Annotated in this window: 20 protein-coding genes; 5 read left to right on the top strand and 15 right to left on the bottom strand. The window is 65.9% G+C overall.

The window, feature by feature from the left end:
- Positions 1-44: 44 nt before the first annotated feature.
- Entirely contained in the window at positions 45-947 is a 903-nt protein-coding gene (locus ACN0WF_RS13150) for a LysR family transcriptional regulator (protein WP_417773281.1), read from the bottom strand.
- A gap of 160 nt (positions 948-1,107) precedes the next feature.
- Here ACN0WF_RS13150 and ACN0WF_RS13145 point away from each other — a divergent pair, with 160 nt between their 5' ends.
- Positions 1,108-1,311, top strand: coding sequence for a hypothetical protein (locus tag ACN0WF_RS13145; protein WP_417773280.1), 204 nt, complete (start codon positions 1,108-1,110; stop codon positions 1,309-1,311).
- A 105-nt stretch (positions 1,312-1,416) separates the two neighbouring features.
- Here the strand turns inward: ACN0WF_RS13145 and xylA are convergent, their stop codons facing one another.
- The 3 genes from xylA to arfB all read right to left on the bottom strand — a co-directional run bounded on the left by xylA (position 1,417) and on the right by arfB (position 4,743).
- Entirely contained in the window at positions 1,417-2,724 is a 1,308-nt protein-coding gene (gene xylA / locus ACN0WF_RS13140; RefSeq protein ID WP_417773279.1) for a xylose isomerase, read from the bottom strand.
- Positions 2,721-4,184, bottom strand: coding sequence for a xylulokinase (gene xylB, locus ACN0WF_RS13135; protein ID WP_417773278.1), 1,464 nt, complete (start codon positions 4,182-4,184; stop codon positions 2,721-2,723). Before xylB ends, xylA begins: the two co-directional genes overlap by 4 nt.
- 121 nt (positions 4,185-4,305) lie before the next feature.
- Positions 4,306-4,743: an alternative ribosome rescue aminoacyl-tRNA hydrolase ArfB gene (arfB, locus tag ACN0WF_RS13130; protein WP_417773277.1), complete on the bottom strand. Its 438-nt coding sequence runs from the start codon at positions 4,741-4,743 to the stop codon at positions 4,306-4,308.
- Positions 4,744-4,889: 146 nt separating this feature from the next.
- Here arfB and mazG point away from each other — a divergent pair, with 146 nt between their 5' ends.
- Positions 4,890-5,729: a nucleoside triphosphate pyrophosphohydrolase gene (mazG, locus tag ACN0WF_RS13125; protein WP_417773276.1), complete on the top strand. Its 840-nt coding sequence runs from the start codon at positions 4,890-4,892 to the stop codon at positions 5,727-5,729.
- A gap of 36 nt (positions 5,730-5,765) precedes the next feature.
- On the opposite strand, the gene hflX is transcribed toward mazG, so the two are convergent.
- The 9 genes from hflX to dusB form a co-directional block, all read right to left on the bottom strand.
- On the bottom strand, positions 5,766-7,046 hold the full coding sequence (hflX, locus tag ACN0WF_RS13120) for a GTPase HflX (protein ID WP_417773275.1): 1,281 nt from the start codon (positions 7,044-7,046) through the stop codon (positions 5,766-5,768).
- 117 nt (positions 7,047-7,163) lie between these two features.
- Positions 7,164-7,421 (bottom strand): RNA chaperone Hfq, encoded by a 258-nt coding sequence (gene hfq / locus ACN0WF_RS13115; protein WP_306027403.1) that lies wholly within the window; start codon positions 7,419-7,421, stop codon positions 7,164-7,166.
- 196 nt (positions 7,422-7,617) lie between these two features.
- Positions 7,618-8,481 carry a D-amino-acid transaminase gene (locus tag ACN0WF_RS13110; protein WP_417773274.1) on the bottom strand — a complete coding sequence of 288 codons (864 nt, stop codon included), beginning with the start codon at positions 8,479-8,481 and terminating at the stop codon, positions 7,618-7,620.
- A gap of 88 nt (positions 8,482-8,569) precedes the next feature.
- On the bottom strand, positions 8,570-9,946 hold the full coding sequence (gene trkA, locus ACN0WF_RS13105) for a Trk system potassium transporter TrkA (protein WP_417773273.1): 1,377 nt from the start codon (positions 9,944-9,946) through the stop codon (positions 8,570-8,572).
- 55 nt (positions 9,947-10,001) lie between these two features.
- Positions 10,002-11,369, bottom strand: a complete 1,368-nt coding sequence (locus ACN0WF_RS13100) for a sigma-54-dependent transcriptional regulator (protein WP_417773272.1) — start codon at positions 11,367-11,369, stop codon at positions 10,002-10,004.
- Entirely contained in the window at positions 11,359-13,647 is a 2,289-nt protein-coding gene (locus ACN0WF_RS13095; protein ID WP_417773364.1) for an ATP-binding protein, read from the bottom strand. The genes ACN0WF_RS13100 and ACN0WF_RS13095 overlap by 11 nt, the downstream gene beginning before the upstream one ends.
- A gap of 179 nt (positions 13,648-13,826) precedes the next feature.
- Positions 13,827-15,263, bottom strand: a complete 1,437-nt coding sequence (ntrC, locus tag ACN0WF_RS13090) for a nitrogen regulation protein NR(I) (RefSeq protein ID WP_417773271.1) — start codon at positions 15,261-15,263, stop codon at positions 13,827-13,829.
- Between the two features lie 20 nt (positions 15,264-15,283).
- Complete coding sequence (locus ACN0WF_RS13085; protein ID WP_417773270.1) at positions 15,284-16,402, bottom strand: two-component system sensor histidine kinase NtrB; 1,119 nt, start codon at positions 16,400-16,402, stop codon at positions 15,284-15,286.
- Positions 16,399-17,421 (bottom strand): tRNA dihydrouridine synthase DusB, encoded by a 1,023-nt coding sequence (dusB, locus tag ACN0WF_RS13080; RefSeq protein WP_417773269.1) that lies wholly within the window; start codon positions 17,419-17,421, stop codon positions 16,399-16,401. Before dusB ends, ACN0WF_RS13085 begins: the two co-directional genes overlap by 4 nt.
- 169 nt (positions 17,422-17,590) lie before the next feature.
- On the opposite strand from dusB, the gene ACN0WF_RS13075 reads away from it, so the two are divergent.
- From ACN0WF_RS13075 to ACN0WF_RS13065, 3 genes are all read left to right on the top strand, one after another.
- Positions 17,591-18,877 carry a bifunctional 2-C-methyl-D-erythritol 4-phosphate cytidylyltransferase/2-C-methyl-D-erythritol 2,4-cyclodiphosphate synthase gene (locus tag ACN0WF_RS13075; RefSeq protein WP_417773268.1) on the top strand — a complete coding sequence of 429 codons (1,287 nt, stop codon included), beginning with the start codon at positions 17,591-17,593 and terminating at the stop codon, positions 18,875-18,877.
- Entirely contained in the window at positions 18,874-19,374 is a 501-nt protein-coding gene (locus ACN0WF_RS13070; RefSeq protein WP_417773267.1) for a CinA family protein, read from the top strand. The genes ACN0WF_RS13075 and ACN0WF_RS13070 overlap by 4 nt, the downstream gene beginning before the upstream one ends.
- Positions 19,375-19,467: 93 nt before the next feature.
- Positions 19,468-19,923, top strand: coding sequence for a hypothetical protein (locus tag ACN0WF_RS13065; RefSeq protein ID WP_417773266.1), 456 nt, complete (start codon positions 19,468-19,470; stop codon positions 19,921-19,923).
- 76 nt (positions 19,924-19,999) lie between these two features.
- Here ACN0WF_RS13065 and ACN0WF_RS13060 read toward each other — a convergent pair whose 3' ends face one another.
- On the bottom strand, positions 20,000-20,455 hold the full coding sequence (locus ACN0WF_RS13060) for a type II toxin-antitoxin system RatA family toxin (RefSeq protein WP_417773265.1): 456 nt from the start codon (positions 20,453-20,455) through the stop codon (positions 20,000-20,002).
- A gap of 97 nt (positions 20,456-20,552) precedes the next feature.
- Positions 20,553-21,533: a lipoyl synthase gene (lipA, locus tag ACN0WF_RS13055; RefSeq protein WP_417773264.1), complete on the bottom strand. Its 981-nt coding sequence runs from the start codon at positions 21,531-21,533 to the stop codon at positions 20,553-20,555.
- Positions 21,534-21,619: the final 86 nt, after the last annotated feature.

The following is a 21,619-nucleotide window of genomic DNA, read 5'->3' as shown; positions in this document are numbered from 1 at the left end:
ATGAAAATTGATTATCTAATTGAATTAAAGTGATATATCTCACTTCAATTCATGGCGCTCGCCTTCAGCTCGTCGAAACAGGCGACCACATGGCTGGCGAACGCATCCGTTGCCTTGCCCGCGTTGCCCGCTTCCTTGAGAATGAGATGGTAGTTGCCGATCTCCGGCAACCCATGCCGGTCGTCAAGGCGCTGCAACGGGGCGCCGATGACGCTGACCGGGAACGGCGCGACGGCGAGGTCCGCGAGAAGGGCCGCCTCCTGCCCGGCGCTGTGGAAGCTCTGATAGGCGATGCGGTAAGGATGCTCGGCCTTGTCGAGGGCCAGCCGGGCGGCCTTGCGCCAGGGACAGCCGGAGACGGACAGCGCCAGCGGCAGCGGGTCGCGCGAATAGGCGACGCCATTCTCCAGCCCTGCCCAGGCGAGCGGTTCGGTGTAGACGATCTCGCCCCCCCGCGCGAGATCGCTGTCGGGACGCGCGGTGTAGAGGATCAGGTCGAGCTGGCGATCGCGGAGCTTTTGAAGAAGCTGCGGGCTGCCGTCGAGATGAACGTCGACATTCACACCCGGATGCGAGCGGGCGAAGCGCGTCAGGATGTTGGGCAGGAAGCGCGTGCCGAAGTCGGACGGCGCGCCAAAGCGCACCTCGCCCTCGATCTCCGGAGAGCGGAACAGTGCCACCGCTTCCTCGTTCAACATCAGGATGCGCCGCGCGTATCCCATCAGCGCCTCGCCTTCCGGAGTCATGCGTATGCCGCGCCCCTCCCTTGCGAAGACGGCGACCCCCAGCAATCCCTCGAGTTTCTTGATCTGCATCGACACCGCCGAGGGCGTTCGCCCTATCGCCTCGGAAGCCTTTGAAAAGCTTCCCGTTTCGGCAATGACCAGGAAGGTCCTGTAGAGGTCCGTCTCGATCAGCGGCGTTCCTTTGCCGGGAACAAGATCCATCCGTTTCAGCCTTCGCTCAATTGATCAAATTTATTGACCCATAGCATAAGTTCTTTTCGATTGCCTGATGAACCGAATACGACCATATCCCGCTCATGAGCCAGGGAAACCGCAGGGGTTTCCCTACTCCCTTGAAACACTGTCGCACCAGGAGAGCGTCATGTCCTATCTGACGAAGGTCCTCGGCAACACCCTCGGTGTCGCCTCCCGTTTTACCTCGCTGCATGTCGCGGACTCCGACCCGCGCACGCTGTCCGATCTCGGCATTGCCGGAAATGACGCCAGCCGTGCCCGCTTCGCAGCGTTCCGCGTCGGTGAGCCTGGTGCGTCCAACGCCGCCCGCCTCGGCCTCAACGGCCGCTGAGACCGAACGCGGGGCTGGTGCCCCGCAAGTGGTTCCAAACGAAAACCCCGCCGGGAGATATCCCGGCGGGGTTTTCTTTTTTGATACAGATACTTGTATGAGATTTCAGAAGCGGCGGTTGAGTCGGTTCTCCAGAACCTCCTGCCGTCCCGAGACCGGCTGTGGATCCAGCCCCTCGCGCTCGACACGCGCCGCGATGTCGGCAAGCGAGCGTTCGCCGGCGAGAATCGCCTTCGCCTCGGCCCCCTCCCAGCCCGCATAGCGCTCGGCAAGCGGGGTGGAAAGATCTCCCTTCTCGATCATCTCGGCCGCCGACAGCAGGCCGCGGGCGCAGGTGTCCATGCCGCCGACATGGGCGAGGATCAGGTCGGAGGCATCGAGCGACTGGCGGCGCAGCTTGGCGTCGAAATTCATGCCGCCGGTGGTGAAGCCACCGCCCTGGAGAATGTGGTAGAGCGCCAGGGCCACTTCCTGCACGTTCATCGGGAACTGGTCGGTGTCCCAGCCGGACTGATAGTCGTTCCGGTTCATGTCGACCGATCCGAAGATGCCGAGCGCGTTGGCCAGTGCCACCTCATGCTCGAAGGAATGGCCGGCAAGCACCGCGTGGCCCACCTCAATGTTGACCTTCACCTCCTTCTCCAGCCCGTAGGCCTTGAGGAAACCGTAGACGCTGGCGACGTCATAGTCGTACTGGTGCTTGGTCGGCTCCTGCGGCTTCGGCTCGATCAGGATGGCGCCCTGGAAGCCCGTCTTGTGCTTGTACTCGACGACAAGATTGAGGAAGCGACCGAGCTGGTCGAGCTCGCGTTTCACGTCGGTGTTGAGCAGCGTTTCATAGCCTTCGCGCCCGCCCCACAGCACGTAGTTCTGTCCGCCGAGTTCGCGCGTCACATCAAGCGCCGTCTTCACCTGCCCGGCCGCATAGGCGAAGATATCCGGATCCGGATTGGTCGCAGCGCCAGCCATGTAGCGGCGGTGGGAGAAGAGATTGGCCGTACCCCACAGAAGCTGCGTCCTCGACGTTTCCATCTTCCTGGCGAAGACCTCGGCGATCTCGCGCAGGTTGCGGTTGCTCTCGGCAAGGCTTGCGCCCTCCGGCGCCGCGTCCCGATCATGGAAGCAGAAGAAGGGAACGCCGAGCCGGTCGAACATCTCGAAGGCGACGTCGGCCTTCAGCTTCGCCGCCGCCATTCCATCGCCGAACCAGGCGCGCTCGAAGGTCGGTCCGCCAAACGGATCTCCGCCCGGCCAGCAGAACGAATGCCAGTAGCACACGGCAAAGCGCAGGTGCTCCTCCATGCGCTTGCCGAGCACCATCCGCTCGGGATCGTACCAGCGATAGGCATAGTCGTTGTCGCTCTGCGGGCCCTCGTAGCGAACATGCGGGATTCCATCGAAAAACGCGGTCATGACTGGACCTCCTTCAGAGCCGGATAGAGGGCTCGGTAGCGGGCAAGCGCATCGGCATAGGCTGCAGCGCGCGCCGGGTCGGGCTCGATTGCGCGCGCCATTGGCGGGCGCTCGAACAGGGAGAAGTCGGACGTGCCGGATGTCGCGGCTCGGCCGAGCCGCGCCGCCCCGAAGGCCGCGCCATAGTCGCCCTGCGCGGGCACGTCGATCGGGGTCGCAAGCACGTCTGCGAGAATGCCGAGCCAAAGGTCGGAGCGCGCGCCGCCGCCGACTGCGGTCGCCCGGTTGACGCTGGTGCCGGCGGCCGCCAGAGCGTCGAGGCAGTCGCGAAAGGCAAAGGCCACGCCCTCCAGCACCGCCAGCGCCAGATCGCCGCGCCCGTTCGCCCGGGCAATGCCGGTGAAGCTGCCGCGCGCGCCAGCGTCGTTGTGCGGCGTGCGCTCGCCGGAAAGATACGGCAGGAAGGTGACCGGCGACGGCCCGGCGCGCGCCGCCAACACCCTGCCGGCCTCCGCTTCCAGTGTCGGCACATCCGCGCCGGTGATTTCCGAAAGCCAGTTGAGGCTGTCGGTCGCCGACAGGATCACGCCCATCTGGTGCCAGACGCCGGGAAGCGCGTGGCAAAAGGCATGGACCGCGCCGGCCGTGTTCGGCCGGAACCGGTCGGTCGAGACGAAAAGCACGCCCGAGGTCCCCAGCGACAGGAAGGCATCGCCCGGCCGCACCGCGCCGATGCCGCAGGCGCTCGCCGCATTGTCGCCCGCACCGCCGGCGATCACCGGCGCCTTCGACATGCCCCAGCGCGCGCAAAGCTCCGGCAGCAGCCGCGCGGAAACCTCTGTTCCCTCGACAAGGCGGGGCATCTGCGCGCGCGTCAGCCCGGTCGCGGCCAGCAGGGCGTCCGACCAGTCGCGCCGGGCCACGTCGAGCCACAGCGTTCCCGCCGCATCCGACATTTCGGAAACCGCCTCGCCGGAGAGGCGCAGCCGCACATAGTCCTTGGGCAGGAGAACCAGCCGCGTCGCGGCAAAGATATCCGGCTCGTGGCGGCGAACCCATTCGAGCTTGGGCGCGGTGAAGCCCGGCATCGCCAGATTGCCGGCGATGGCATGTACATCGGCGCGCGCCTCGAGTGTCCGGCATTCCTCGAAGGCACGGCCATCGTTCCACAGGATCGCCGGTCGCAGCACCTTGCCGGCATCGTCAAGCAGTGTCGCGCCGTGCATCTGGCCGCTGAGGCCGATGCCGTCGACAGCGGCCAGTTCCTTCGGATGGGATGCCTTGAGCCTGTCGACGGTGTCGCAGACGGCCGACCACCAGTCGAGCGGATCCTGCTCCGACCAGCCGGGATGCGGACGGCTGACGTCCAGCGCGCTGGTGGCGCTGGCGATGCCCTGTCCGGCGTCGTTCATGAGCACGCCCTTGACGCCGGACGTGCCGATATCGAGCCCTAGAAACACGTCTCCTCCCGCCCCCGGCGCATCCGGGGATCGCATTTATTTTCGACACCAAAATATACCAAGCGGCGAAGAAATAAAGGGGGGGTGACGGCGGCCGGGCAATTGCCGGGCGCAACCGTTCCTAGTCGAAGTCGCGCCCGCGCAACCGCTTGACCGCGCCGCGCTGCTTCTTTGCGGTGATCCGCCGCTCCTTGGAGGCGCGGGTGGGCCGGGTCGGCTTGCGCGGCTTGGGGCGCTCGAAGGCGCGCCGCACGAGCGCCACCAGACGCTCCAGCGCGTCCTCGCGGTTGCGCTCCTGGGTGCGGAAGCGGTCGGCCTGGATGAGGATGTCGCCGGAAAGCGTCAGCCGGCTGCCGGCAAGCCGGGCGAGCCGCGCCTTCACGTCCTCGGGAAGGCTGGTGTTGCGCTCGAGGTGGAAGCGAAGCTGCACGGCGGTCGCGACCTTGTTGACGTTCTGCCCGCCGGGGCCGGAGGCGCGGACGAAGGTCTCGGAAAAGTCCTGTGCCGGAATGACGTATCCCGGCTTTACCTCGATGTCGTCCTGTCGCCGCGTGTCCATTGTCCCACTCGTCTTGCGTTCCCCCCTCCGATAGCGCCTATGGCAAGGGCACTGCAAGACCCCCGCCTCCGCCGTCCTTGGTCCACCCGGCATGCGATGCTATCAGAAGGCACCTTCCCCCCCGCCCGACACATCGAGGCTCTCCCGTGACCCCATCCAGCGATATCCGCCGCCTCATCGAGATCATGGCAGCCCTGAGGACCCCCGGCTCCGGCTGTCCCTGGGACCTGGAGCAGGATTTCGAGACGATCGCCCCCTATACGATCGAGGAAGCCTATGAGGTCGCGGACGCCATCCAGCGCGGCGACCGGGTCGACCTGAAGGAAGAGCTCGGCGATCTGCTGCTCCAGGTCGTCTATCACGCCCGCATGGCCGAGGAAGAGCAAGCCTTCGCCTTCCCCGATGTGGTCGAGGCGATCACCGCCAAGATGATCCGCCGCCACCCCCATGTCTTCGGTGACGCCGAGGCCCGAGGTGCCGGCATGGCCAAGGGCATGTGGGAGAAGATCAAGCAGCAGGAAAAGCGCGACAAGGCGGACGCACGGGCAAGGGCCGGCATCAGCGAGCGCCCGACGGCCTATCTCGATGACGTGCCGCCGCTCTTTCCCGCCCTCACGGAAGCGGAAAAACTGCAGCGCCGCGCCTCCCGTGTCGGCTTCGACTGGGGCGCGCCGGGGCCGGTCCTCGACAAGATCCGCGAGGAAACGGACGAGCTTGCGGCCGAGGTTCACGCGCAAACGCCAGACAAGGACAGGATCGCCGGCGAGATCGGCGATCTCATCTTCGCGCTTGCCAACCTCTCCCGCCACCTCGACATCGACCCGGAAGAGGCGCTGAAGCGCACCAACAGGAAGTTCCGCCGTCGCTTCGGCGCCATCGAGGCGGAGGCAAAGCGACAGAACCGCGAGCTTGAGGCGTTGACGCTCGACGAGATGGAGGAAGCCTGGCAGGCGGCGAAACGAACGGAAAGGCCGGCCGAGGACTGACGCCCTCGGCCGGCTTCAGCGCCGCCGCGCCTTTCGTCAGGGGACGATGACGTCCTTGTAGCGCTCGATGAACTGGCCGCGGTGGCGCTCGCCGACGCGCACGTCTATGCGCGTGTTCTCGTCTTCCTCGCGTCGCTCCATCACATCCGCATGGCGGTAGAGCCAGGCGATGCGCTCGCCGTCCTGCGAGGGAAGCAGCACCTCGTAGACGAGGCTTCCGGCGGACAGCACGGTCTCGATGCGCGTGAGCAACGTCTCCATGCCGGCGCCCGTGTACGCAGAGACGGCGACCGGCCCCTCCCCGCTCGCATTGGCGGCGAGCAGCGTCGTACGGTGATCCTCCGCCAGCAGGTCGACCTTGTTCCACACCTCGATGACGCGCGCGTCGCGGTCCTCGTCGAGCCCGAGGATGTCGAGCGTCGCGGCAACGTCGGCGGCCTGCGCTTCCGTGTCCTCATGGGCGATGTCGCGCACATGCAGGATCAGGTTTGCTTCCGTCACTTCCTCCAGCGTCGCCCGGAAGGCGGCGATCAGATGGGTGGGAAGATCGGAGATGAACCCCACCGTGTCGGACAGGATGATCTCGCCGCCGTGGGGCAGTTCGACCCGCCGCAGGGTCGGATCGAGCGTCGCGAACAGCAGGTTCTTCGCGAAAACGTCGGAGCGGGTCAGCAGGTTGAACAGCGTCGACTTGCCGGCGTTGGTGTAGCCCACCAGCGCGACGATCGGCTGGGGCACTTTCTTGCGCTTCTGCCTGTGCAGTTCGCGGGTGCGGGTGACCTGCTCGAGGTCCTTCTCCAGCTTGTTGATGCGATCCTGAATGAGCCGCCGGTCGGCCTCGATCTGGGTTTCGCCCGGACCGCCGACAAAGCCGAGACCGCCACGCTGGCGCTCAAGGTGGGTCCATGACCGCACCAGCCGGCTCTTCTGCCACTTGAGATGGGCAAGCTCCACCTGCAGCCGGCCTTCGGCCGTGCTCGCCCGTTCGCCGAAGATCTCCAGGATGAGACCCGTCCGGTCCAGCACCTTGCAATGAAGGGCCTTTTCCAGGTTTCTCTGCTGGATCGGCGTCAGCGGATGATCGACGATGACAAGCTCGATCTCCTCGGCCTTCACAATCGCGCCGAGTTCCTCGACCTTGCCCGAGCCGAGCAGCGTGCCGGGCTTCGGATTGGCAACCGTGACGAGGCCGGAGGAGATGACATCAAGATTGATCGCGGCCGCGAGCCCGACCGCTTCCTCGAGACGCGCCTCGTTGCTGCGCCCGGCCTGGTCGCCCGCCGTTTCCGTGCGGTAACGCCCGGACAGAACAGGCACGACAACGGCCGTCCGCGCTCCAGCTGCTCCCGACGCCCCCTCGAACGGATCGTCGGGCTTTTCGTCGGGTCGCGGGCCGGCGCGCCGGTTCTTTCTACCTGAATCCTGTGTGGCCAATCAGTCCGCCGCCTTCTCGCCCGCCTCGTCGGCAGGATCGAACAGCTGCACCGGCGCATTCGGCATCACGGTGGAAATCGCATGCTTGTAGACGAGCTGCGAGTGCCCATCGCGGCGCAGCAACACACAAAAGTTGTCAAACCAGGTCACCACGCCCTGCAGCTTCACACCGTTGATCAGGAAAATGGTCAGCGGCGTCTTCTGTTTGCGGACATGATTGAGAAATGTATCCTGAAGGTTCTGAGCGCGGTCAGCCATGTTTTATTTTATCCTGCTATCGCTTTGTCTTTATTTGGTGCACGCACACCGTCGTCGCGCAGTCCGTTGAAACGACGGTCTCCGACGCGAGCCCCATCGTCAAGAGCGCGACGAACGTTCGCGGGCGCACGTTGCAATTCTAGCGCATTCAGGGCTGCATTTCTGCCCGATTCTTTGCACTGCACCCGCAAAGGTTTCAGACCGGCTCCGCCTCGCTCGTCTCGTGGAACGCCGCCCTGAGCTCGCGCGAGATCTCGCCCGGATGGCCATTGCCAACGGACGCACCGTCAATGCGCACGACCGGCATGACCAGCGTCGTCGCTGCGGTGATGAAGGCTTCCTTCGCCGCCTTCGCTTCTTCCACCGAGAAGGCCCGCTCCTCGAGCTTCAGCCCCTTGCGCTCGATCATGTCGAGCACGACCTGCCGCGTGATTCCCTTGAGAATGCCCGGCGTCGCCGGACGGGTGACAAGGCAATTGTCCTTGGTCACGATCCAGGCGTTGGTCGAGCCGCCTTCGGTGACAAGACCGTCGCTGTCGACGAACCAGGCTTCCTTGGCGCCCGCCTCCTTCGCCTTCTGCTTGGCGAGAACGTTGGGCAGCAGGCCGACGGTCTTGATATCGACGCGCTCCCAGCGGTTCTCCGGCACGGTGATGACCGCGACGCCCGCCTCGGCGGCCTTGTCCCCGGCTTCCGCGCGCACCGGGCGCGAGGTGATGACGAGCGCCGGCGCAACGTCGGGGCCCGGGAAGACGTGATCACGGCGGGCAACGCCGCGCGTCACCTGAAGATAGACGATGCCATTGTGCACGCCGTTCTTTCGAATCACCTCGTGCATGACCATTTCCAGCGCCTTGCGCGACATCGGCATGCGGATGGACAGCTCGCTCAGCGAGCGTTCGAGACGGTCCAGATGGCGACGCGAATCGATCACCAGTCCGTCCCAGATCTCGCAGACCTCGTAGACGCCGTCGGCGAACTGATATCCCCGGTCCTCGATGTGGATGGCGGCATCCGCATGGCGCACATAGCGACCGTTCACATAGGCAATTCGGCTCATTTTCACACTCCGGATTTCCGGTCGAGGGCGCCTTGCGACGCCGGGAGAGGTAGCTGGGAAGAGATCCCGCGCGGAAGGCGGGATCGGATCAGAAGAACTCGAGGCTGACGCGGAACATCTGCTCAACCTGCCGCACCCGCTCGGCGATGGCAAACAGCACGCACCTGTCGTGGGCGCGAATGATGGTGCTGCCGTTCGGGGTGATGACGGTTCCGTCCCGGAAGATGGCACCGACGCGGATCCCGTCGGGAAGCTCGATGTCGCGCAGCGGCTTGCCGACCAGCGGCGAGGTTTCCAGCGCCTCCGCCTCGATCACCTCGGCCGCTCCGTTCTGCAGCGCGTGAACGCCCCGGATGCGGCCGCGGCGGACGTGCTGCAGGATCTTGGAGATGGTCACCTGGCGCGGATTGACGAAGGCGTCGATGCCGAGCGCATGGGTGAAGGCGGGATAGCTCGGGTTGTTGATCAGCGACAGGTTGCGCTTGCAGCCGAGCTTCTTGGCCATGACACAGGACAGGATGTTGACCTCGTCCTCGTTGGTCACCGCGATCAGCGTGTCGGCGTCCTGGATATCGGCCTCGAGCAGGATCGTCTGGTCGAGGGCGCTGCCGTGCAGGATGACCGAGCGCTTGAGCGAATCCGCGATGCCGAGGGCGCGCTCGCGCGAGTGCTCGATGATCTTGACCTTGGCCGTCGACTGCCGCTCCTCCAGCATCCGCGCCACATAGTGGCCGATGTTGCCGCCGCCCGCGATGACGACGCGGTTGGCCTCGGGCTCCTCGTGGCCGAAGATCGCCAGCGTCCGGCGCACCCGGTCGCGTCGCGCCACCACATAGACGAGATCGTTGACCATCAGCGAGTCCGAGCTCTTCGGCACGAACAGGTGGTTGCCGCGGAAGACGCCGGTGACGACGGCGCCGAGATCGGGGAAGAGTTCCGTAAGCTGGCGCAGCGGCGTGTTCACCACCGGGCAGTCCTCGCGGCACATCACGCCGACCACGACCACCTGGTCGTCGGCGAAGCGCACCGTCTCCACCGCGCCCGGCAGCGCGAGACGGCGCAGCACCATCTCGCCGACTTCGATCTCGGGCGAGATGATCACATCGATCGGCATGTGATCGCGCGAGAACAGGTCGCTCCAATGCGGCTTCAGATAGCTCTGCGCCCGCACGCGCGCGACCTTCGTCGGAACGTTGAACAGCGAATGGGCCACCTGGCAGGCGACCATATTGACCTCGTCGTAAAGCGTGACGGCGATCAGCATGTCAGCCTGATCGGCGCCGGCCTGGGCAAGCACGTCGGGGTGCGCGCCGTGCCCGACGAAACCGCGCACGTCGAGCGTGTCGCGGATCGCGTTGATCAGCCTCGGCGAGGAATCGATCACGGAAACGTCGTTCTGCTCGGCGGCCAGCTTCTCGGCAATGCCGTAGCCGACCTGTCCGGCCCCGCAGATCACCACTCTCATGAAATGCCTCGTCCTCGTTCGACGCCGCGCCGGCCGGTTACTGCCTCGCGCGCGGTCAGGATAGTCCCAGCGACTTGAGCTTGCGGTGCAGCGCGGAACGCTCCATGCCGACAAACTCGGCGGTGCGCGACACGTTTCCGCCGAAGCGCTTGATCTGCGCCTGAAGATAGTCGCGCTCGAACAGCTCGCGCGCATCGCGAAGCGGCAGCGCCATCAGGTGCTCGCCGCCGCCGTTGGTCGGCAGGCTCGGCGCATCCGCGCCGATCTCTCCAGGCAGCAGGTCCGCGGTAATCACCGCCTCCGGGTCGCCGCGGGTGAGAATCATAAGTCGCTCCACGTTGTTGCGAAGCTGACGCACGTTGCCCGGCCAGTCATGGGCCTGCAGCACCGCCATCGCATCCTCGCCGATCTTGCGCATCGGCAGGCCGGAGGCAAGCGAGATCTGCTCCATGAACGCCTGCACGAGCAGCGGGATATCGTCGCGCCTTTCGGCGAGCGGCGGCACCTGCAGCGGCACCACGCCAAGCCGGTGGAACAGATCCTCGCGGAACCGGTGCTCGGAGATTTCCTGCTCGAGATTGCGCGCGCTCGACGACAGGATGCGGATGTCGACGTTGACCTTGCCGGCCCCGCCCACCCGCGTGAAGGTCTGGTCGACCAGCACCCGCAGGATCTTGCCCTGCGTCTCGGAGGGCATGTCGGCGACCTCGTCGATGTAGAGCGTGCCGCCGTGGGCCTCCTCCATCGCGCCGAGCTTGCGGATGCGTCCGTCCTGATCCTCGATGCCGAAGAGCTCCTCCTCCATCCGCTCCGGCGTGATGGTGGCGGCGTTGATGACGACGAAGGGATTGCGCGCGCGCTGCGACATGGCGTGGATCGAGCGCGCGGTCAGCTCCTTGCCCGAGCCGGAGGGGCCGGTGATCAGCACGCGGCTGTTCGTCGGCGCGACCCGGTCGATGACGTTGCGGAGCTGGTTGAGGGCGCTGCTTTCGCCCAGGAGCTCCGGTGCGTCGCCGCTGCGCTGCTTGAGCTGCTTGATCTCGCGCTTCAGCGCGCTCGCCTCCAGCGCCCTTTCGGTGATCAGCACCAGCCGGTCCGCCTTGAACGGCTTCTCGATGTAGTCGTAGGCGCCGCGCTTGATGGCGGAAACCGCCGTCTCGATGTTGCCATGGCCGGAGATGATGACGACCGGAAGGTCCGGGTCATGCTCCTTGATCACATCGAGAAGGCCGAGGCCGTCGAGCTTGCTGCCCTGGAGCCAGATGTCGAGCACGACGAGCGAGGGACGCCGCTCCTGGATCGCGGCAAGGGCGGCATCGCTGTCTCCGGCGGTGCGGGTGTCGAAGCCCTCGTCATCCAGGATGCCCGCGATCAGATCGCGAATGTCCGTTTCGTCGTCGACAATCAGAATATCATACGCCATCTGTCGCAACCGTTCCCGTTGGATGGGGCGTGTCGCCCTCCTCCGTGGCGGCGGTTCTGCTCGTGGTCGCCATGGTCAAGCGGACCATGGCGCCCCTACCGCCGCGCGTTTCGTCATCCGTCCCCGTCGACGGCGCATCGAGAAGCTCGATGCCGCCGCCGTGTTCTTCCATGATCTTCTTGACGATGGCGAGGCCGAGCCCCGTGCCCTTCTCGCGCGTCGTCATGTAGGGCTCGAGCAGCCGCTGCCGGTTTTCCATCGGCAGGCCGATGCCATTGTCCACCACCTCGATCACGACGTTTCCCTCACCGGTCAACAGCGTCACGCAGATCGCCCCGCCAGCCGCTTCTTCGGGCGGCAGGGCGGCGACGGATTCGGTGGCATTCTTGATCACATTGGTGAGCGCCTGCCCGACAAGCCGCTGGTCGAAGGACATCCTGACCGCGTCCTCGGGCAGTTCCGTGCGGATCGAGATGTCCGGGTTCGCCACGCTCTGCAGGAATGCCGCCTCGCGCACCGTCGTCCGCAGGTCGCTGTCCGACATGGTCGGCTTGGGCATCCGCGCGAAGGACGAGAACTCGTCGACCATACGCCCGATATCGCCCACCTGGCGAATGATCGTGTCGATGCACTGATCGAAAACGGTCCGGTCCTCGGAGATGTTCTTGCCGTACCGGCGGCGGATCCGCTCGGCCGAGAGCTGAATCGGGGTCAGCGGGTTCTTGATCTCGTGGGCGATACGCCGGGCGACATCGGCCCAGGCGCTGGTGCGCTGCGCGGTGACGAGGTCGGTGATGTCGTCGAGGGTGACGACGAATCCGTGCTCGCTGCGGGTCGACTGCTCGCTGGTCACGCGCACGTTGACCGAACGCTCCCGCCCGTGACGGTGCAGCGACACCTGCCGCTCGCTCATGCGGTTGTCGGCGCGCGACAGCGCCTCGTCGACAACCTCCGCCAGCTCCGGGATCACCTGCGACAGCGGTTCGTCGAGAAGCGCGCTCTCGCTCATGTCGAGCAACGCCAGCGCCTCACGGTTGACGAGGGTGATCCGCCCGGTGTCGTCGATGCCGATGACGCCGGCCGTGACGCCGGACAGCACGGCCTCGGTGAAGCGCCGGCGACGGTCGATCTGGTCGTTGGCCGCCAGCAGCGCGTCGCGCTGGCCGCGCAACTGCGCCGTCATGTTATTGAAGGTCGATCCGAGGTTGGCCAGGTCGCCGGCGGACTTGTCCGTTTCGACCTGCACATAGAGATTGCCCTTCGACACCTGGTCGGCGGCGCCGATGAGGCGGCGGATCGGCGAGACCAGCATGTTGGCGAAGCCGAAACCGATCCAGATCGACGACAGCAGCAGCACCAGCGTCACGCCCGTATAGACGAGCGCGAAGGCCACCTGCACGCCGAAACGGCTTTGCTCCATGCGGTTGTACTGGTCCGCTCCGTCCTCGGCCAGGCGCATGTAGTCGACCACCCGCTTGTCCATCGCGCGGGTGACATAGAGATACATGTCATCATAGGCGGAAAGCTTCATCACCCCGCCGACCAGATTGGAGACGCCGGGCGCGATCAGCACCGGTTCGCCGGCCTTCGCCTGCGCGAACGCCTCCTCCGGCGGCAGCAGGACATCCACATCCGGGTTCGACACCACACGGGTGATCACCGTCCCGTCGGAAGACATCAGGAACGCAGCCAGCAGCGCCCGCAGATTCGTCTGGGTCTGGAAGAAACTGTCGAAGCGCGTCGGCTCGAAATCATAGATCGACTTCGCCCGGTCGATGTCGCTCGACATGGCGATGAGGTCGCCGCGCAGCACCCTTGCGTGTTCCTGCAGATAGGCCTGCGCAACGGTCAGGGCGTTGTCGATGATGAGCCGCGTACGGTCCTCGAACCAGCGATCAAGGCCCCTGTCGAGGGTGATGGTGGCGAGAATCGCGACAAGGATCGCCGGAACCGCGGCCACCACGCTGAACAGGGTGACAATGCGCACATGCAGTCGCGCCGCCGCCCTGCCCCGCCGTCGCGCCTGCAACAGCGAATGGAATTCCAGCCCGATCAGCACCAGCAGGATCGTCACCAGAACGCCGTTGGTGACCATCGCCACCTGGGCGACCGGCCCGTCGGGCGAGATCGGTGTCAGCCCGGTCAGAACGAAGAACGTGAGCGTGATCGAGATCAGGGAAACGATGACGAGCACGAGCCCGATATGGCGAACCCGCAGGCCCTTGCGGCCACGGTCGCCATCTGAGGAAGTGTCGCTCGTTTTGTCGGCAAGCACGATAAGACTACCATTGTCTGGAATCGGCACGCGCTGTTTCTGCACGCGGATGCGGCACCCTTAACACACAATGTTGCCAAAATACGACAGGTTTGCGGTCAATTCAAACGCCCGCGCACCGGAGCGTCGGCCGCGGGCGGTGGCCCGCCGCGGCGTGCCTCCCCCCCGCCCGCGACCGGGCATCAGCGCGTCGAGCGGATCACCTGCACGTCAAGGTCGCGGATCTTCTTGCGCAGCGTGTTGCGGTTCACCCCGAGCAGTTCCGCCGCCTTGATCTGGTTGCCCCGCGTTGCCGCCAGAGCCGCCCCGATCAGCGGATATTCCACTTCCCGCAGGATGCGGTGATAGAGGCCGGGAGGCGGCAGCGCGTCGCCGAAGGCCTGGAAATAGGCATTGAGGTATCGCTCGACCGACCCCGAGAGATCGACCTGCGCGTTCTCCTCCTCCTCGGCCGGGGCCGTCGGCTGGCTCAGCTCCGTGTCGATGAGCGCGGCGGAGATCACGTCCTGGGGGTAGAGCGCGGTGAGGCGACGCACCAGGTTTTCCAGTTCGCGCACATTGCCCGGCCAGCGGTAGCGGCGCAGCCGGTCGACGGCAGCCGCCTCGATCTGCTTGACCGGCAGCCCTTCCTTCTCGGCAAGCGCGAAGAAGTGGCGCACCAGATCGGGAATGTCCTCCGTGCGCTCGCGCAGCGGCGGCAGGCGGATCGGCACCACGTTCAGCCGGTAATAGAGATCCTCGCGGAAGAGCCCCTGGTTGATGAGCTGGCGCAGATCCTTGTTGGTCGCCGCGACGATCCGTACGTCGGTGCGGATCGGCACGCGACCGCCGACGGTGGTGTATTCGCCTTGCTGGAGCACCCGCAGGAGGCGGGTCTGCGCCTCCATCGGCATGTCGCCGATCTCGTCGAGGAAGAGCGTGCCGCCGTCGGCCTGCTCGAAACGGCCGGCGGAGCGCTGTTGCGCGCCGGTGAAGGCCCCCTTCTCGTGACCGAAGAGCTCGGCCTCGATCAGGTCGCGCGGGATCGCCGCCATGTTGATGGCGACGAACGGACCGTTGCGCCGCTTGCCGTAGTCGTGGAGCGCGCGTGCCACCAGCTCCTTGCCGGTGCCCGACTCGCCATTGATCATGACTGACAGGTCCGTCTGCATCAGCCGCGCAAGAACCCGGTAGATTTCCTGCATCGCCGGCGAGCGGCCGACCAGCGGGATGTTCTCGCCCGGCTCTTCCACATGCTCGATGCGCTGGCGCTTCGGCTCGGAAAGCGCCCGCCCGACGATGGTCGTCAGTTCCTTCAGGTCGAAGGGCTTGGGCAGATATTCATACGCGCCCTTCTCCGAGGCGCGGATCGCCGTCATGAACGTGTTCTGCGCGCTCATGACGATGACCGGAAGGTCGGGCCGCATCTTCTTGATGCGCGGCAGCACGTCGAAGGCGTTCTCGTCCGGCATCATCACGTCGGTGATCACCAGATCGCCGTCGCCGGACGACACCCAGCGCCAGAGCGTCGTCGCGTTGGAGGTGAGTCGGACGGTGTAGCCGGCCCGCGACAGTGCCTGGTTCAGCACCGTGCGGATGGCGGCGTCGTCGTCGGCGACGAGGATTGTACCGGTTGGCATATGGTCGGGTTCCCCGGGGTTCAGGTCTCGTCATGCTCCGCGTAGGCGGGCATCAGGATGCGAAATGAGGTTCGGCCGGGCTGGCTGTCGCACTCGATCACGCCGCCATGATCTCCGATGATCTTGGCGACAAGCGCGAGGCCGAGGCCGGAGCCATTGGCCTTGGTGGTAACGAAAGGGTCGAAGAGATGCGGGAGCAGGTCCTCCGGCACGCCCGGACCGTTGTCGCGAACGCAGAACTCGAGCGGCAGACTGACCCTCTCCGAGGAACCCGGCACGGAAAGCCGGATCCCCGGCCGGTAGGCCGTCGTCAGCGTGATCTCGCCGCCCTGATGTTCGGAAATCGCCTCGCAGGCGTTCTTCACCAGGTTCAGGAACACCTGCACGAGCTGGTCGCGGTTGGCATAGACCCGCGGCAGCGAGGGGTCGTATTCGACGCTGATCGGCACGTTGCGGGCGAAGCCAGACTGTGCGAGGCGCTGGACGTGATCGAGCACCACGTGGATGTTGACCGGCTCGCGCTCGATCGGCCGTTCGTCGGAGAAGACTTCCATGCGGTCGACGAGTTTCACGATCCGGTCGGTCTCGTCCATGATCAGCCGGGTCAGCGGACGGTCTTCCTCGGCCGCCGATCCCTCCAGGAGCTGGGCCGCGCCGCGAATACCCGAGAGCGGGTTCTTGATCTCATGCGCGAGCATGGTCGCCAGACCCGAGACCGTGCGCGCCGCGCCGCGCGAGGTCAGCTGGCGGTCGATCTTCTCCGCCATGCCGCGTTCCTGCAGCATCAAGACCACGGCGCCCGGCCGGTCGTTGACCGGCGCGGCGATGATGTCGATGATCTTCTCCGCGCCGATGCGCGGCGAGCTGATGTCGACTTTGTATTCGTTGACCGGCGCGCCGCGCTCGCGCACCTGCGAGATCAGCAGCAGCAGCGGGCTGCCGAACGGCACGAAATGGGAGATCGGATGCCGGCGCATGACCGGGGCGCTGGCGCGGAAGAAGCTTTCCGCGGCCATGTTCGCCTCGGCGATGCGCCCCTGCGGGTCGACCAGGATGACCGGATGCGGAAGAGCGTCGAGCACCTGTGCCATGGCCCCGTTGAGCGAGTGCGGCGTCGCGATGTGATGAACGTCTGTCATGCCGCCTCCCCAAGGCGTGTTGCGGATGAAAACCAGCGCGCCAGCGTCGCCAGGACGAAGCGCGGGTCCGTCGAGGTCAGGAGCGCCTTGCGCGCCTCGCCGGGCATGTCGCCGTCGGCCGCGTCCAGATACCAGGCGATGTGCTTGCGCGCGAGCATCAGCCCCCGCGCCGTTCCGTAGTGATCAAGCATCATCCCGACGTGCTCGCACACGAGATCGGCCAGCGTCTCACCGGCGGGCGTCGCCACCGGCTCGCGCCCGGCAAGCTCCGCCCCGATCTGTCCGGCAAGCCAGGGCCGGCCGTAACAGGAGCGCCCGATCATCACCGCGTCCGCGCCACAGCGCACCCGCATGTCGCGAGCGTCCGCAGCGCTGGCGCAATCGCCGTTGGCCACCAGCGGAATGCCGATGCGCGCGCGCACCGCGCCAATTGCATCCCAATCGGCCGTGCCCTTGTAGAACTGGCAACGGGTGCGGCCGTGAACGGTCACCATCGCCACGCCCGCCGCCTCGGCGCGTGCCGCGAGTTCCGGGGCGTTGAGGCTGTCGCTGTCCCAGCCAAGGCGCATCTTCACCGTCACGGGAACGCTGGAGGCGGCGATCGTGGCCTCGATCAGCGTCACCGCGTGGTCGAGATCGCGCATCAGCGCCGACCCCGAATAGCCGGTCGTCACGCGCTTCGCCGGGCAGCCCATGTTGATATCGATGATGTCCGCGCCGGCATCGACGGCGATGCGCGCGCCTTCCGCCATCCAGTGCGCCTCGCGGCCGGCGAGCTGCACGACGTGGATCGCGCCGTCGATTCCCTCGCTGCGCAGCTTCGTATCGGCGTCGCCCTCTGCCAGTTGTTCGCAGGCAACCATCTCGGACACCACCAGCCCCGCGCCAAAGCGGTGGGCAAGCCGGCGGAAGGGCACATCCGTCACGCCCGACATCGGGGCGAGGAACGCGCGGTTCGCGAGAACATGCCCCCCGACGGTCAGGGCGTCATTCGCCGGATCCTGAAGCATCTTGCTCATATGATGTGCACTTCCCATTGTGCCTAGATAATAGTCATTGGCTATCTTGTCGCAAGGGCCAATTTTCCGCATTGCACTTAACTCTTGTCGGGACGGGAGGAAACCGACAAAACCCGCATGCGAAACATGCCGCAACCGCACAGCTCGCCAATCGCCGAGGAGTGATCGAATGCCCGCCGCCAGGAGACAGGACCAGGATACAGCCGCTGCCGATGGCACGGCCGTCCTGGTCGTCGCCGCCGGACGCGGCTCGCGCGTCGGCGCCGACGGCGCGCCCAAGCAGTACCGCGCCATCGGCGGACAGACCGTGCTGCGCCGCACGTTGCAGGCGCTCGCGGCCGCTCCCCAGATCGGCAAGGTGATGGTGGTGATCCACCCCGACGACGGCGACCATTACCGGCAGGCCGTTGCAGGACTGGAGGCGCCCTACCGCCTGCTGCCTCCCGCCTCCGGCGGCAGCACGCGGCAGCAGTCGGTGCTGTTCGGCCTGCGCGCCCTTGCCGAGCACAGCATCTCCCGCGTGCTTGTCCACGACGCGGCCAGGCCTTTTGTCAGCCCGGCGGTGATCGCCGCCTCGGTCAACGCGCTGATGCGCGGCCACAAGGCGACGCTTGCCGCCATCGCCGTGTCCGACACGCTGAAGCGGGCCGACGCGGTCGGCGCTTCCGTTGCCGACACGGTCGAGCGCAGCGGCCTCTACGCGGCGCAGACGCCGCAGACCTTCGATTATGACGCCATCCTCAACGCCCATGAGGCGGCCGCCTCCGCCGGCGTCACCCACCTCACCGACGATGCCGCCGTCGCCCAGTGGGCCGGGCTCGATGTTGCCATCGTTCCGGGCGACCCGGCCAACGTCAAGATCACCACCTCGGAGGACCTCATGCAGGCAGACCGCCAGTTCAGGATGGCCGACCTTCTCGCCGAATTGGGCGAGACGCGCGTCGCCACCGCCTATGATGTTCACGCCTTCGAGCCGGGCGACCATGTCATGCTCGGCGGCATCGCCATTCCGCACGACATGGGCCTCAAGGGACATTCGGACGCCGACGTGGTGCTGCACGCGCTGACCGACGCGCTGCTCGCGACCATCTGCGATGGCGACATCGGCCACCACTTCCCGCCGAGCGAGGCGGAGTGGCACAAGGCCTCCTCGGATATCTTCCTGCGCTTCGCGGCCGAAAGGATCGCCGGGCGGAATGGCCGCATCCAGCACCTCGACGCGACGATCGTCTGCGAACACCCCAAGATCGGCCCGCATCGCGAGGCCATGCGCGCGCGCATCGCGGAGATTTGCGGGCTCGCCCTCGACCGGGTATCGGTGAAGGCGACGACCTCGGAGAAGCTCGGCTTCACCGGCCGCTCGGAAGGCATCGCGGCGCTCGCCACGGCGACCGTCAAGCTGCCGCTCGCCCTCCCCGACCCGGCCACCGGGGACGACGGCAAGGAGCCCGCATGACCGACCTCGCCCCGCTTTTCGACGATGCCGCCGCCCTGGTGACGCGCTGCGCGCAGCGCGGCCTGATGATCGCCACGGCCGAATCCTGCACCGGCGGACTGATCGCCGGCGTGCTGACCGAGGTGCCGGGATCCTCCGCCGTGCTCGACCGCGGCTTCGTCACCTATTCGAACGAAGCCAAGATGGAGATGATCGGCGTGCCCGGGGCGCTGATCGAGACGCACGGCGCGGTCAGCCGCGAGGTCGCGCTGGCGATGGCCGAGGGGGCGCTGGCCGCATCCCGGGCCGATCTTGCCGTCGCGGTCACCGGCATTGCCGGCCCTGGCGGCGGCTCACCGGACAAGCCCGTTGGCTTGGTACATTTCGGGATTGCGAGAAAAGGCCAGCCGACGCAACATGTTGAGGAGCGGTTCGGACCGGAGGAAAGCCGTGGCGCAATCCGCCTCGCCACCGTACGACGGGCCCTTGCCGCTCTGTCCAATTTTATCGACCCCTGACACCACGCGTTCAGCACACCGAGGGGTTGTTGGTCGGGCAGTTGATATTTTGAGGCGAAACGGCGAGCATATGGCGGGGAAGAGGACCAGTTCATGCGTATTTCCGCACTCGCGGCCCTCCTGATGTTCGTCTGTCCGGCGACATCTCTGGCCGCGGAAGACATGTTCATCGTTTCACGGTTGCCGGATGGCTCGTTCCATTCCGGCCATCGCCTGTACGACCGCACCGGCAGCAACCTGCACAAGGTGACCTTCTGCGGGCGCCCCTATTTCGTGCGCGCCAAGACCGTCGCCTGGATGAATTACGAGGCGGATGAAGGGCGCGTGGTCGGCCTTGAGTTCAACGTCGGCAAGGGCTGGGTGCATGTGTGCAAGGACCCGGCCGATCAGGTCAAACTCGCCGATATCGGCATCGACGAAGACAATGTCGACGTGATGTATGCCAGTGACGAGGCGCTGAACCGGCGCGACCGCTTCCGCCACATCAGCCGCGCCTTCTCCGGCTTCAAGAATTCCGGCAACGTCAGTTCGTCCTACCACGCGCGCTGAGCGCCGGCGCATCCGCCCTATAAAAAAGGCCGCGTCCCGGAAGGAGCGGCCTTCTTTCGTGTGCGAGGTCCGGACTTCAGGCCGGGCCGTAAACCCGGTCGGCGCGCGCCTCGAAAGCATCCGAGAACTTGCGGAACGCCCGATCGAACATCGCCGACATCAGCGCGCTCAGCGTGCGGCTCTTGAATTCATAGGTGATGAAGAAGCCGATCTCGCTGCTGTCGTCGGTCACCGGCACGAAGGTCCAGCGGTTCTCGAGATGGCGAAAGGGGCCGTCGAGATACTCCACCAGGATCTCGCCCTTTTGCGGAAACAGCGTCACCCGGCTTGTGAAGGTTTCGCGGAAGAGCTTGTAGGCAACCGTCATGTCGGCGACGAGAAGCGATGTCCCATCCTCGTTGTCGCGACGGCCGCGCACCGAAAGCCCCTCGCAGAGCGGTACAAATTCCGGGTATTTCTCCACATCCGCAACGAGCGCGAACATGTCCTGGGCGGAATGCGCCACCTTGTGAACGGTCTGGAACGAAGGCATTCTTTCTCGACGGCTTTGCGGGTCGATGGGTCACGCATCAGCGCGCGAAAAGGCAGCGCGCCGCGTCTCCTGCCGGAGCGCGGCGCGGGCCATTCGACTAGATGACGGCGGCTCCGAGCTTCGCCGCGCGCGCCTTCACGAGATCGGCGAAATCCTCGCCCGCGTGATGCGACGAACGCGTCAGCGGGCTTGCCGAAACCTTCAGGAAGCCCTTGGCATAGGCGATCTTCTCGAAGGCCTTGAACTCGTCGGGCGTCACGAAGCGTGCCACGGCGTGGTGCTTGGAGCTCGGCTGCAGGTACTGGCCGATGGTCAGGAAGTCGACATCCGCCGTCCTAAGATCGTCCATGAGCTGGAGAACCTCGTTCCGCTCCTCGCCGAGACCGACCATGATGCCGGACTTGGTGAACATGGTCGGGTCGAGTTCCTTCACCCGCTGCAGCAGGCGGATCGAGTGGAAGTAGCGCGCGCCCGGCCTCACGGTCAGGTATTTGGACGGCACCGTCTCCAGATTGTGGTTGAAGACATCCGGTCGCGCCTCGACCACGATCTCCAGAGCGCCGGGCTTGCGCAGGAAGTCCGGCGTCAACACCTCGATGGTGGTCTTCGGCGCGCGCTTGCGGATCTCACGGATGACATTGGCGAAATGGGTGGCCCCGCCGTCGTCGAGATCGTCGCGGTCGACCGAGGTGATCACCACATGCTCCAGCCCCATGGTCGCCACCGCCTCGGCGACGCCCGTCGGCTCGTTCTCGTCCACCGGTCCCGGCATGCCCGTGCGCACATTGCAAAAGGCGCAGGCGCGCGTGCAGGTATCGCCGAGGATCATGAAGCTCGCGTGCTTCTTCGACCAGCACTCGCCGATGTTCGGGCAGCCGGCTTCCTCGCACACGGTGACGAGGTTGTTGGAGCGCACCACCTGTTGCGTCTCCCGGTAGACCGGGGACGTCGGTGCCTTCACCCGGATCCAGGCGGGCTTGCGCTGGATCGGATTGTCCGGGCGGTGGGCCTTTTCCGGATGACGCGGGCGCTCCGCGCCCTCGGGCTTGTTCGAGATCGTGTCGAGGATCGTTACCATGGCCCTCACTTGTCCTTCTTCGTGCGCTTCGTCAAGCAGGACGAAGGTTCCAGGGCGCGGGGTTTCGCGTCGGCCTGTGGGATTTC

Source organism: Stappia sp., from assembly GCF_048268045.1.
Lineage (GTDB): Bacteria > Pseudomonadota > Alphaproteobacteria > Rhizobiales > Stappiaceae > Stappia.
The sequence above is the reverse complement of the archived record's forward strand: the minus strand, read 5'-3'. Positions and strand labels throughout refer to the sequence as shown.

Excerpts from the sequence above, each read along its gene's own strand:
- ACN0WF_RS13075 (WP_417773268.1), top strand. The coding sequence starts at position 17,591 with ATGCCCGCCGCCAGGAGACAGGACCAGGATACAGCCGCTGCCGATGGC.
- ACN0WF_RS13145 (WP_417773280.1), top strand. The coding sequence starts at position 1,108 with ATGTCCTATCTGACGAAGGTCCTCGGCAACACCCTCGGTGTCGCCTCC.
- lipA (WP_417773264.1), bottom strand. The coding sequence starts at position 21,533 with ATGGTAACGATCCTCGACACGATCTCGAACAAGCCCGAGGGCGCGGAG.
- ACN0WF_RS13070 (WP_417773267.1), top strand. The coding sequence starts at position 18,874 with ATGACCGACCTCGCCCCGCTTTTCGACGATGCCGCCGCCCTGGTGACG.
- dusB (WP_417773269.1), bottom strand. The coding sequence starts at position 17,421 with ATGAGCAAGATGCTTCAGGATCCGGCGAATGACGCCCTGACCGTCGGG.
- xylA (WP_417773279.1), bottom strand. The coding sequence starts at position 2,724 with ATGACCGCGTTTTTCGATGGAATCCCGCATGTTCGCTACGAGGGCCCG.
- hfq (WP_306027403.1), bottom strand. The coding sequence starts at position 7,421 with ATGGCTGACCGCGCTCAGAACCTTCAGGATACATTTCTCAATCATGTC.
- ACN0WF_RS13110 (WP_417773274.1), bottom strand. The coding sequence starts at position 8,481 with ATGAGCCGAATTGCCTATGTGAACGGTCGCTATGTGCGCCATGCGGAT.
- ACN0WF_RS13065 (WP_417773266.1), top strand. The coding sequence starts at position 19,468 with ATGCGTATTTCCGCACTCGCGGCCCTCCTGATGTTCGTCTGTCCGGCG.
- ACN0WF_RS13060 (WP_417773265.1), bottom strand. The coding sequence starts at position 20,455 with ATGCCTTCGTTCCAGACCGTTCACAAGGTGGCGCATTCCGCCCAGGAC.
- ACN0WF_RS13100 (WP_417773272.1), bottom strand. The coding sequence starts at position 11,369 with ATGGCGTATGATATTCTGATTGTCGACGACGAAACGGACATTCGCGAT.
- ntrC (WP_417773271.1), bottom strand. The coding sequence starts at position 15,263 with ATGCCAACCGGTACAATCCTCGTCGCCGACGACGACGCCGCCATCCGC.
- trkA (WP_417773273.1), bottom strand. The coding sequence starts at position 9,946 with ATGAGAGTGGTGATCTGCGGGGCCGGACAGGTCGGCTACGGCATTGCC.
- ACN0WF_RS13085 (WP_417773270.1), bottom strand. The coding sequence starts at position 16,402 with ATGACAGACGTTCATCACATCGCGACGCCGCACTCGCTCAACGGGGCC.
- ACN0WF_RS13150 (WP_417773281.1), bottom strand. The coding sequence starts at position 947 with ATGGATCTTGTTCCCGGCAAAGGAACGCCGCTGATCGAGACGGACCTC.
- arfB (WP_417773277.1), bottom strand. The coding sequence starts at position 4,743 with ATGGACACGCGGCGACAGGACGACATCGAGGTAAAGCCGGGATACGTC.